This is a genomic window from Nitratidesulfovibrio oxamicus (assembly GCF_015731765.1).
Taxonomy (GTDB): domain Bacteria; phylum Desulfobacterota; class Desulfovibrionia; order Desulfovibrionales; family Desulfovibrionaceae; genus Cupidesulfovibrio; species Cupidesulfovibrio oxamicus.
In genome coordinates this window covers 1-12,005 of sequence record NZ_VRYY01000650.1, presented here as the reverse complement: position 1 = coordinate 12,005, position 12,005 = coordinate 1, and the positions used below count along the sequence as shown (strand labels likewise).

8 protein-coding genes are annotated in these 12,005 nt (G+C 65.5%); 4 read left to right on the top strand and 4 right to left on the bottom strand.

All coding sequences use genetic code 11. The features are described 5' to 3' along the window. Positions 1-292: 292 nt before the first annotated feature. Positions 293-1,162, bottom strand: a complete 870-nt coding sequence (locus tag FVW20_RS16735; protein ID WP_012611289.1) for an HD domain-containing protein — start codon at positions 1,160-1,162, stop codon at positions 293-295. A 2-nt stretch (positions 1,163-1,164) separates the two neighbouring features. Beyond that, on the bottom strand, positions 1,165-1,506 hold the full coding sequence (locus FVW20_RS16730; protein WP_012611288.1) for a hypothetical protein: 342 nt from the start codon (positions 1,504-1,506) through the stop codon (positions 1,165-1,167). Between the two features lie 360 nt (positions 1,507-1,866). Between FVW20_RS16730 and dnaE the strand changes: the two genes are divergently transcribed. The 4 genes from dnaE to FVW20_RS16710 all read left to right on the top strand — a co-directional run bounded on the left by dnaE (position 1,867) and on the right by FVW20_RS16710 (position 9,138). Continuing rightward, entirely contained in the window at positions 1,867-5,382 is a 3,516-nt protein-coding gene (gene dnaE, locus FVW20_RS16725) for a DNA polymerase III subunit alpha (RefSeq protein WP_196610477.1), read from the top strand. Between the two features lie 57 nt (positions 5,383-5,439). Beyond that, positions 5,440-5,832: a 6-carboxytetrahydropterin synthase QueD gene (gene queD / locus FVW20_RS16720; protein ID WP_012611286.1), complete on the top strand. Its 393-nt coding sequence runs from the start codon at positions 5,440-5,442 to the stop codon at positions 5,830-5,832. Between the two features lie 192 nt (positions 5,833-6,024). Continuing rightward, positions 6,025-6,642, top strand: coding sequence for a MarC family protein (locus tag FVW20_RS16715; RefSeq protein ID WP_196610476.1), 618 nt, complete (start codon positions 6,025-6,027; stop codon positions 6,640-6,642). A 180-nt stretch (positions 6,643-6,822) separates the two neighbouring features. Next, positions 6,823-9,138: a methyl-accepting chemotaxis protein gene (locus tag FVW20_RS16710; protein WP_196610475.1), complete on the top strand. Its 2,316-nt coding sequence runs from the start codon at positions 6,823-6,825 to the stop codon at positions 9,136-9,138. A 134-nt stretch (positions 9,139-9,272) separates the two neighbouring features. Here FVW20_RS16710 and dxs read toward each other — a convergent pair whose 3' ends face one another. Both dxs and FVW20_RS16700 read right to left on the bottom strand, forming a co-directional pair. Next, positions 9,273-11,213 (bottom strand): 1-deoxy-D-xylulose-5-phosphate synthase, encoded by a 1,941-nt coding sequence (gene dxs / locus FVW20_RS16705; RefSeq protein WP_231039193.1) that lies wholly within the window; start codon positions 11,211-11,213, stop codon positions 9,273-9,275. Between the two features lie 306 nt (positions 11,214-11,519). Further along, the coding region (locus tag FVW20_RS16700) for a polyprenyl synthetase family protein (RefSeq protein WP_196610474.1) at positions 11,520-12,005 on the bottom strand (486 nt) is incomplete at its 5' end.

Genomic DNA, 12,005 nt, shown 5'->3' with positions numbered 1-12,005 from the left:
CCCGCGCCGCGCAGCACCGCGCATTGCCGACCGGTGCCGCAGCAGGCATCCAGCACCCGCAGCAGCCCCTCGGCTCGGCAGACCTCGGCCACGGCCCGGCGCACCCCGTCCAGCACGGGGTTCAGCAGCAGGTCGTACCATTCCGCGATGCGGGCATACGGGTCGGCGGTCATGGAAAATCCGGAGGGTTGGGCAATGCGGGACGGCACATCGCAATGACACCGGGCAGAGGCAAGCGCGCCGCCGGCACCCGTCTACGGGTTACGGGACACGGGGGCACGGGGACATGGGATCATGGGGCCACGGATTCCGGCGTTTCCGCCGCGTCACCCGTCATGCCGGGGCGGCAGTCCGCCATGTCGTTCTCGTCGTGCAGCGCCGCCAGCACCCGGCAACGCAGTTCGGCCATCTCCGGAACCTGGTCCGGAGCGGGCAGCCATGCCAGCAACTGTTCCACCCGGCCCGATTCGCGCAGCAGCCTGCGCGAGGCGGCAAACCCCAGGTCGAAGCACCAGCCGCACAGCAGGATGCGAAAATCGTTCAGGCAGCGCATGTCCGCATAGCTGGCCAGGCGTCCGGCGCGCACCGCGTCCAGCACGGCGGGTGTCCACGCCCCCTGCACTTCCGGCAGGTGCATCACCACCACGTCGTCGCGGGGACCGCCGGGTTCCATGTGGGCGGCCAGCACCCGGAAGATGTCCAGCTTGTCGGCATCGCGCACCACGCGGGTCACCTGACGGACACGCGGCGAAACCCCGCCGGGAATGGCGAAACGGTTGTGCAGCACCACGGCGCAGGCGGCCAGATGCCGCACGGCGGGGGATTCGTCGTGCAGGGGGCGTTCCTCGTTCAGGACGCGCCCGCCCAGCAGTCCGTGGTTGGTGGAACGCGCATCGCTGAAGGTCTGCCAGCGCCGATACTGCCGGAACCGCCCAATGTCGTGGTACAGCGCGCCCAGCAAGGCCGCGCGGGCGCTGACCACGTCCATGGTCCCCGTCGCCACGGCCTCGGACACGATGGCCCGGGCGTTGCCCAGCACCAGCAGGGAATGTTCGCGCTTGAGCTCGATGTGCGCGTCATGCGCCGCATCGCCGGTCAGAAAGCGATCCACGTACTGGCCGAACCACGCCTCGTGCCGGGAAATGTCGCGCTGGGCGTCCATGCTTACCGCCGGTCCCCGTCGGTAGGCGCTGCCGTCCCGGCGGACTGTGCCGCATGGGGGGCGGCGTGGAGAGTCGTGTGGGAACCCGCAGCCTGCGCCTGCGCGTCGGCGTCCTGCGCCGAAAGCTCCACCTCGCGCCGGGCCTGGTCGTTCCAGCGGTCCCAGGCCGGGTCGCGGAATATGCCCTTGGGGCCATAAAGAAAACGCAGAAACCAGATTATGGCCCCGAAAAATCCGATGATCAGGACGTACTGCCCCGCCTTTTCCAGAACCAGCCCTCCCAGCCCCGCGTCCGTTGCCACGGTGGCTGCGGCGGCCGCATGGGCCATGGTCACATCGAACACGCCAACCTCCTGTGCCGTCCGCTGACTACGGCGGCAGCCGTGGTTGTACGCATTCCCCATCTGCCGGGCAAGACGCGCGGCAAATCCGCGTCCGCTCCCCGTCCCGCCCACTCGTCTGGCCCAACCGGGTCGCCCAATCCGATCGGCTCACCGCCGGGGACTCACCGCCCCCATTCCGGCGTTGTGGGTGCGCCCCCCTTCTGCTAGGGTGTGCCATCCCCGTCACGGCACCGCCGCCACCCTGCTGGGCGGCACCCAAAGCGGCAACCATCCGTATTCACACGCGAACAGACAGACGACCAGGCACCGCGCCCGAGCGGCCCGGCCTGCGCCGCCCTGTCGGGAACACGTCCAACGTCCATGTCCGATTTCGTTCATCTGCATTGCCACACCGAATACAGCCTGCTCGACGGGGCCATCCGCCTGAAGGACCTGTGCGCCAAGGCGGTGGACTTCGGCATGCCCGCCGCCGCCATCACCGACCACGGCAACCTTTACGGCGCAGTCTATTTCTACAATACCTGCAAGCAGTTCGGCATAAAGCCCATCATCGGCTGCGAAGTCTACGTGGCCAACGACCACACGGACAAGACCTCGGAGCTGGCCCGCGTGCGCCACCATCTGGTGCTTCTGGCGCGTGACAACGAAGGCTACCACAACCTAGTCAAGCTGGTATCCCACGGCTTTCTGCACGGCTTTCACTACAAGCCGCGCGTGGACATGGACCTGCTGCGCCAGTACTCGGGCGGCATCACCGCCCTTTCCGCCTGCCTGGCCGGACAGGTGCCGCGCGCGCTCCTGCGCAGCGGCATGGACGACGCCATCCGCATCGCCCGCGAATACGAAGCCATCTACCCCGGCAACTTCTATCTCGAATTGCAGTCCAACGGCCTGAAGGAACAGGACGAGCTGAACGAGAAGCTCATCGAGCTCGCCGACCACACCGGGCTGCCCCTGGTGGCCACCAACGACTGCCACTACCTGGAAGCCAGCGACGTGGAAGCCCACGACGTGCTGCTGTGCATCCAGACCCAGGCCAAGGTGGACGACGAGCGCCGCATGCGCTTCGAGACCAAGGAGCTGTACTACAAGTCGCCGGAGGAAATGGCCAAGGCGTTCGCCCACGTGCCCGACGCCGTGGCCAACACCGGGCGCATCGCCGAGCAGTGCGCGGTGAAGTTCGAATTCGGCAAGTACGTCTTTCCCGTGTATGCCCTGCCAGAGGGCATGACCCTGGAGGACGAGTTCCGCCGCCTCTCGCGCGAAGGGCTGAAGCGCCGCCTGGAACGCCACCCCAACCGCGACACCATCGACCACGACCTGTACTGGAAGCGCCTTGAGCTGGAACTGGACGTCATCGGCCAGATGGGCTTTCCCGGCTACTTCCTCATCGTGCAGGACTTCATCAACTGGGCCAAGGACAACGGCATTCCCGTAGGCCCGGGGCGTGGTTCCGCCGCCGGTTCGCTGGTGGCGTGGTCGCTGCGCATCACCAACCTCGATCCCATCCCGTACAACCTGCTGTTCGAACGCTTCCTGAACATCGAACGCGTGTCCATGCCCGATATCGACGTGGACTTCTGCGAACGCCGCCGTACCGAGGTCATCCGGTACGTGGGCGAGAAGTACGGCGAAGACATGGTGGCGCAGATCACCACCTTCGGGAAGATGAAGGCGAAAGCGGTGGTGCGCGACGTGGGCCGCGCCCTGGGCATGACCTTTGCCGAGACCGACCGCATCGCCAAGCTGGTGCCCGAAGACCTGAAGATGACGGTCAAGAAGGCCATCGACGCGGAGCCGGACCTGGCCGCGCTGTACAAGACCGATCCGCAGATCCGCAAGCTGCTGGATGTTTCCATGCGGCTTGAAGGGTTGTCGCGCCACGCCTCCACCCACGCGGCGGGCGTCGTGGTGTCCGACAAGCCCATGCGCGACTACCTGCCGCTGTACCGGGGAAAGAAGGGTGAAATAGTCACCCAGTTCGACATGAAGATGGTCGAGAAGGTCGGGCTGGTGAAGTTCGACTTCCTGGGCCTGCGCACCATGACCCTGGTACAGGATTCGCTGGACGAGATCGCCCGGCAGGGCAAGACCCCGCCCGACCTCGACACCCTGTCCCTGGACGACGCGGAGACCTACGAACTGTACTCGCGCGGGGACACCGACGGCATCTTCCAGGTGGAAAGTTCGGGCATGCGCCAGTACCTGCGCATGCTGAAACCCTCCTGCTTCGACGACGTCATCGCCATGCTGGCCCTGTACCGGCCCGGCCCGCTGGGCTCGGGCATGGTGGACGAATTCATCAAGCGCAAGCACGGCGAAGTGCCCGTCACCTACCCCCTGCCCACGCTGGAAGACTGCCTGCGCGATACCTACGGCGTCATCGTGTACCAGGAACAGGTGATGCAGATCGCCCAGATCGCGGCGGGCTACACCCTGGGCGGCGCCGACCTTTTGCGCCGCGCCATGGGCAAGAAGAACGCCGAGGAAATGGGCCAGCAGCGCATCAAGTTCGTGGAGGGCGCGCAGAAGAACGGGGTTCCCAAGGCCACGGCCGACGAAATCTTCGACCTGATGGAAAAGTTCGCGGAGTACGGCTTCAACAAGTCGCACAGCGCCGCCTATGCGCTCATCTCGTACTACACCGCGTACCTGAAGGTGCACTTTCCCACGGAATTCATGGCCGCCCTGCTCACGTCCGAAATGGGCAACCAGGACAAGCTGCTGAAGTACGTGGCCGCGTGCAAGGACATGGGCATCGCCGTGCTGCAGCCCAACGTGCAGGCCAGCCGCCGCGAATTCACCGTGCACGAGGGGGCCATCGTCTTCGGCCTTGGCGGCATCAAGAACGTGGGCGACGAAGCCATTCGCGAAATCGTGGATGCCCGCGAGGAAGGCGGGGTGTTCGCCTCGCTGCTGGACCTGTGCATGCGCGTGAACCTGCGCAAGGTGACCAAGCGCGTGCTGGAAAGCCTGATCAAGGGCGGCGCGTGCGATTGCCTGGGCTGCACCCGCGCGGGCATGCTGGCCGCGCTGGACAACGTGGTCAGCAAGGCCCAGAAGCGCCTGAAGGACAAGGAATCCAACCAGGTTTCGCTGTTCACCATGGTGCCGGAAGAACCCGCCGTGTGCCCCGGCATCGGCTTCGACTGCGAAGAGCAGCAGGCCCAGGAATGGGACGACGACCAGAAGCTGCGCTTCGAAAAGGAGGCGCTGGGCTTCTTTCTGACCAGCCACCCGCTCCAGCCCTACCGCAAGGAACTGTTCCGCCTGCGCCTTACCCCGCTGGAAGAAACGCGGGACATGGCCCCCGGCATGTCGCTGAAGACCGCCGTGCTGGTCACCGGCATCAAGGAACACATGACCAAGAAGGGCGCGCGCATGGCCTTCCTGCAGGTGGAAGACCTGACCGCGTCCGGCGAGTGCGTGTTCTTTCCGGAACCCTACGCGGAATTCCGCGAACTGCTGAAGTCGGACCAGCCGCTCTTGCTGGAGGCCACCATCAGCAAGCAGCAGAACGACGACGGCGGCAGGAATGGCGGCGGGGGCGGCGACGGGTCCATGCCCATGTCCGAGGAAGACGACGACACCCCGCGCGAAATCAAGCTGCTGGGCGACAAGGTCATTCCGCTGGCCCGCGCCTGCGGCGCCAGCGACCAGCCCGTGACCATCGACATGCCCCTGCCCCGCGTGGAGCCCGCCAGCCTTGCCGCCCTGCGCGCCATTCTGGAACGGCATCGCGGTCCCGTGCCGGTGAACGTGCGGCTGGTGGTGGACGAGTCCGAATGCCTGTTGCAGTTCGGCCCGCAGTGGATGGTGCAGCCCGGCCCGGCGTTCGAGACGGATATCGCACACTGGACCGAAGGCCCCGAATAGGGGCAGTTCCAAATTACCCCTTCGCTTTCTTTGGCCTTATCGCTCAGGAGACACACCGTGAAGAAATCCATCTGGCGGCTGACCGTGCGCTCGGAGTTCTGCGCCTCGCACGCGCTGCGCCATTACGAAGGCAAATGCGAATCCATGCACGGCCACAACTTTGCCGTGGAAATGGTGGCCGAGGGCGACCGCCTGACCGGCGACACGGAAATCGTGCTGGATTTCAAGGTGCTGAAGCGCGAACTGAACGCGGTGCTCGACACCCTGGACCACAAGAACCTGAACGACGTCACGCCGTTCGACACCATCAACCCCTCGTCCGAGAACCTTTCACGGCACATCTGGCAGCAACTGGCCCCGCGCCTTGCCCCGCACGGGGTGCGCCTGCACTCCGTCACCGTGTCGGAAAAGGCCGCACAATCGGCCACCTACATGGAAATCGACGAATAGCCGCACGCGGCGGCGCCGCCCGACAGTTTCCGCCCGGCGGCACCCGCGACAGCGTGGCCCCGCCGGGCGAATCCGTTTGTCTGCCGTGCCGGGCCCGGCAGCGGATCATAGCCCAGCCGCACGGGCAGCCCGGACCGCCGCGAGCAACGAACCTTCCCCTACACCGGATATGCCCCAAAGACGGATATGAACATGTTCGACGCCTTCAACTTTCGCACCGCCTTCGAGATCGCCCTGCCGCTGTTCCTGATCATGGACCCGGTGGGCAACGCCGCCGCCTGCCTCGGCATGCTGCGCGAACACGGAGAGGCCCGGCAACGCGCCATCCTGCGGCGCGAACTGCTGTTCGCCCTCGGCATCATCCTGGGTTTTCACGCGCTGGGCGATGCGCTGCTGGGCATGCTGGAAATCGAACAGTCCACCCTGCGCCTGTCCGGCGGGCTGATCCTGTTCATCATTTCCATGAAGATGGTCTTCCCGCCGCAGGAGGGCGACACCGAAGCCGTGGCCCACGATCCGTTCATCGTGCCCATTGCCGTGCCGCTCATCGCCGGGCCTTCGCTGCTGGCGGCGGTAATGGTCTTTGCCCGGCAGGCCCAGGGCGGCATGATGGCCCAGGTCAACGTGCTGGCGGGCATCCTGATGGCCTGGACGGCCACCGCCGCAATCATGGCCTTCACTCCGGACATCGCCCGACTGCTGGGACCGCGCACCATGCGTGCCATGGAGCGATTGATGGGCCTCGTGCTGATCATGATGGCCGTGCAGATGCTTGAAAACGGCATACGCCTGTTCGTAACATCACTGTAATGCTACTGCTTCAATTCAGAAAAACACCACAAAAATATCGAGCGGCACATCAATTTTATAGGATACGCAACTTCTGTTTTCCCCCATTACCCAGGTAGCGCCCCCATTTCTTGACACTCCACTAGCGATAAACATAGAATGCCTGCAACACTAAAAATGCATTCAATGTGGTGGGTGGTCATGAGCATAAAGAGCGTTGCGCCGGTATTCATAGTTTCCGTTATGTTGGCAGTCATCGTCGCATTTGCCACCATAATCTCCTACGTCACCAGTTCTTCATATGACATGGCCCTTGAACTGCAACGACACTCCATGGAGCAAGCCGGAGAAAGTTCCCGGGACGCTCTTTCGCTGTACGTCCAGAATTTCACGGGGACGATCAAGGCTCTCGCAAAACAACGGCTGGTACTGGAAGCCTTGACCGGAGACGCTGCAACGGCCCAGGGAAGAATGGCGGACATCATCCAGACGGACCCCAACATCTGGTCCGTCCTCGTGTTCGATGACAAGGGCGTTGTCCGGGCTGGCATAAATGCCGACAAGGAAGACCTGACCGGTGGATCCCGTGCCGATCGCGATTATTACAAGGCCATCATGGCCGGGCAGGACCTGTTCATCGGCAAGTCCATCCTGTCCGCCAAATCCGGCAACGGCAGCATGTTCGTCTTCGTTGCCGTGCAGGCCATCCGCGACGCCGATGGCAAGATCATCGGCGGGGTGGGCGTGTTCCCGCGTTGGGATAGATTCACCTCCACCTTCATCAACGGCCTGAGCTTCGGCCAACGCGGGTATGGCTTCATGCTGGACGCCAACGGGCGTATCATCGCGCACCCCGACAAGGCCATGATGCTCAAGGATGTGACCGAGCACGAATTCGTGCGCACCGCCCTGTCCATGAAGAACGGCAACGCCTTCTACGACTGGAAGGGCGAGCGCAAATACCTGACCGTCACCACGGACCCCACCACCGGCTGGCTGGTGTGCATGAGCGCCTACACCGACGAACTGGCCGGTACGGCCGTTGCCCAGCGCAACACCCTGCTGGGCATTGGCGCGGCGGCGCTGCTGGTGCTGGCCGGGGTCATCTCGCTGCTTGTGCGCCGCCTGGTGGCCCGCCCTGTGTCGGACATGGAGGCATTCACCCGCGCCGTGGCCGGGGGAGACCTGAAGGCCGTCCTGCACCAGAACTTCAAATACGAATTTCGCAGCCTTGGCGACAACGTGCGGACCATGGTGGGCGAACTCAAACACAAGCTGGGTTTTGCCCAGGGCCTGCTGGACGGCATTACCCTGCCCTGCGTGGTGGCCGGGCCAGACCAGCGGGTGCTGTTCGTCAACCGCGCCACCCTCGACTACATGCAGATCGACGGCGACCCGCAAGCCTTCCTCGGGGTGCCGGTGGGACGCATCTTCTACGGCGACGACAACCATTCCACGGTCATCGGCACATGCCTGACCGAACGACGCGCCCAACGCGGCGTGCAGGCAGAACTGACGGGCCGCAAGGGCGCGCGGCTGCACGCCAGCGTTGACGCCGCCCCCATGTACGACCTGGACGGCACGCTCATTGCCGGGTTTGCCCTGATTTCGGACCAGACGGACATCAAGACCCAGCACGCCCGCATAGAGCAGCAGAACAAACGCATCGCCCATGCCGCGGTAAAGGCCGACGAAGTGGCCAACATGCTGGCCTCGGCGTCCGAGCAACTGGCCGCGCAGATCGAACAGTCTTCGCGCGGCAGCGACGAGCAGCGTGGCCGCACGGCGGAAGCTGCCGCCGCCGTGGAGGAAATGAACGCCGCCTCCATCAGCGTTGCGCGCAACGCCGCCGAAACCGCCGACCTGGCCGATTCCGCCCGCTCGCAAGCCCAGGAGGGCGCGCGGCTTGTGGAATCGGTTGTGAACACCATCAACGCCATCAACGGCCAAGCCGAAACCCTGAAGGCCGACATGACCGAACTGGGCCGTCAGGCCGACGGCATTGGCCAGATCATGACGGTCATCGCCGACATCGCCGACCAGACCAACCTGCTGGCGCTGAACGCCGCCATCGAGGCGGCCCGGGCTGGCGACGCCGGGCGCGGCTTTGCCGTGGTGGCTGACGAGGTGCGCAAGCTGGCCGAAAAGACCATGACCGCCACCAGCCAGGTGGGCGACTACATCCGCTCGGTGCAGCAGAGCGCGCGGGCCAACATCCAGAGCACGGAAAACACCACCGCCGCCATCGTGGACTGCACGCGCACCGCCAACCTTTCCGGCGACTCGCTGCGCAGCATCGTGGGGCTGGTGGAACGCACCTCGGACAACGTGCGCGCCATCGCGGCGGCCAGCGAACAGCAGTCCGCCGCCAGCGAACAGGTGGGGCGCGGCACGGAAGACATCAACCGCATCGCCTCGGAAACGGCGGAAGCCATGGGCCAATCGTCGCAGGCCGTGACCGAACTGGCCCGGCTGGCCGTGGAACTGAAGTCGATCATCGCGGAGATGCGTGAGTAGGGAGCAGCCAGCCCGTGCAGCCCGGTGCACGCCGGGTTGCTGACCGGACTCATTGCGCAAACCAACGGCGGCGGGAGTGACCTCCCGCCGCCGCGTTCATTGCATGATGTCCCAGGCTGAGTCGGCAACCCGCCCTACCCCAGTCCCAGCATGGCCCGCAGGGTCTCCTCGATGCCGTCCACGCACAGGCCCAGTTTGGCCCGCAGTTCCTTCTGGCTGCCGTGCTCCACGAAGTGGTCGGGCACGCCCAGCCTGCGGATGGCCTGCCCGTGTAGCGCGCCGTGGTCGGCCAGACATTCCAGCACGGCAGAGGTGAAGCCGCCCGCCAGGGCGTTCTCCTCTATCAGCAGCAGGGCATCGTGGGTGGCGGCCAGTTCCAGCAATTGCGCTTCCGGCAACGGCTTCACCCACACCGCGTCGAACACGGTGACCTGGCGGCCCGATTCCTCGGCCACCCGTTCCGCCGCCTCCAGCGCCGGGGCCACCCGGCTGCCGCAGGCGATGACAGCCAGCCCGTCGCCCTTCTTCAGCACCTCGCCCCGGCCAAGGGGCAGCACTTCGCCGCGTGGGGGCAACACGGCCCCCGTGCCCACCCCGCGCGGGTAGCGCACGGCCACAGGCCCATCCAGGGCCAGGGCGGTGCGCATGGCGTGGCGCAGTTGCGCCTCGTCGCGCGGGGCCAGAATGTGCATGTTGGGGATGTGGCGCAGGTAGGAAATATCGAACACCCCGTGGTGGGTGGGGCCGTCCTCGCCCACCAGGCCCGCGCGGTCCACGCAGAAGACCACCGGCAGGTTCTGGATGCACACATCGTGCACCACCTGATCGTACGAGCGTTGCAGGAAGGTGGAATAGATGGCCACGAACGGCCGCAGCCCCTGCGTGGCAAGGCCCGCGGCAAAGGTCACCGCGTGCTGCTCGCAGATGCCCACATCCACGAACCGCTCCGGGTGGCGCGTACAGAAACAGCTGGTGCCGGTGCCTTCGGGCATGGCGGCGGTGATGGCCATGACCCGTTTGTCCTCGTCGGCCAGCATGCACAGGGTTTCGCCGAACACGTCTGTGAAGCTGGGCAGTGCCGGGGCATCGGCCAGCTTGGCGGCCTTGCCCGTTTCCGGCTCGAAGCGGCCCACGCCGTGGAAATGGGTGGGATTGGTCTCTGCCGGGGCGTAGCCCTTGCCCTTGCGGGTCAGCACGTGCAGCAGCACCGGCTCGTCCAGGGTGCGGGCCATGTCGAAGGTGCGGGTCAGCGCCTTGACATCATGCCCGTTCACCGGGCCGATGTAGTTGAACCCGAACGCCTCGAACAGCATGCCCGGCGTGAAGAACCCCTTCAGGCTGTGCTCGCTGCGCTTGGCGTAGCCCAGCATGTCCTCGCCGATGCCGGGAATGGAACGCATGAAGGTTTCCATGTCCTTCTTCATGCGGCGCACCCAACGCTTGGACAGGTTGCGGCTGAGGAACAGCGACAGCGCCCCCACGTTCTTGGAAATGGACATCTCGTTGTCGTTCAGCACGACGATGAGCTTGCGGTCCATGGCCCCGGCCTGGTTCAGCCCTTCGAAGGCAAGCCCCGCCGTCATGGAGCCGTCGCCGATGACGGCCACCACGTTGTTGTCGCCCCCGGCCAGGTCGCGCGCCATGGCCATGCCCAGCGCGGCGGAGATGGACGTGGAGGAATGGCCGACGCCAAAGTGGTCGTACGGGCTTTCCGCCATCTTGGGAAAGCCGCTGATGCCGCCGCCGCGCCGCAGGGTGTGGAAGCTGGCGGCGCGTCCCGTCAGCAGCTTCCAGGCGTACGCCTGATGTCCCACGTCCCAGACGACCTTGTCGTGGTCGGCGTCGAACGAGGTCAGCAGGGCGATGGTCAGTTCCACCACCCCCAGCGAGGGGGCAAGGTGCCCGCCGTTGCGCGACACGGTGGCGATGATGCGCTGGCGCAACTCGTCGGCCAGTTGCTGCACCTGTTCGGGCGCCAGACCGGCCACGTCGCGCGGGCTGGCGATGGAGTCCAGAAGGGGCGTACCAACAAGCTGTCCCTGAGGAGAACGGGAAGGCGGTAGCTGCTCGGTCATGCGTGGATATCCGTTATCGGGCCGCGCTGGGCGCTCCCGGTGATGCAGTGCGTTGTGGGCGGACGTCAGGGGCTGTTTCCAAATCAGGATTTTCGTTCGTTGGCAAGGAAAACAAGCCTGTTGCACAAGAGTGCGCCATCCGTCGGGCGAGCAAAGCCAACCTGGCGGATGGCGACCGCGGCGCGCGTACTCTTTTCGTGTTCGACCGGGCCCTGACCGTCAGGCGAGCTTGCGAACCTGACGGACAAGGGCGGCGAAGCGAAGTTTGACGACACCAACGGACGAAAAGACAATTCAGCGACAGCCCTAGCTGGCTCTGTCTACAATATAGCTGGCCAGGCTGCGCAGAAAGTCGGCGTCCGGTCCGGCATAGGGCGACAGCCGTTCGATGGCCGCGTCGGCCCGTTCGCGGGCCAGGGCGCGGCTGCGCTCCACGCCCAGCAGCGAAGGATAGGTGGTCTTGCCCTGCTCTGCATCGCTGCCCACGGGCTTGCCGATTTCCGCCTCGTCGCCCACCTCGTCGAGGATGTCGTCCACGATCTGGAAGGCTGCGCCGATATGCGCGCCATAGTCGGCAATGCGGGCCTGCGCGTCGGCATCGGCACCCGCCAGCAACGCGCCGGACAGGCACGACGCGCGCAGCAGCGCCCCGGTCTTCATGGCGTGCATGGCGGCCATTTCTTCCAGGGTGACGCCTGTGCGGCCGGTGTATTCCATGTCCAGCGCCTGGCCGCCCACCATGCCGGGGGCTCCGGCGGCGCGGGCAACGACGCGCAGGGCGGCCAGCACGTT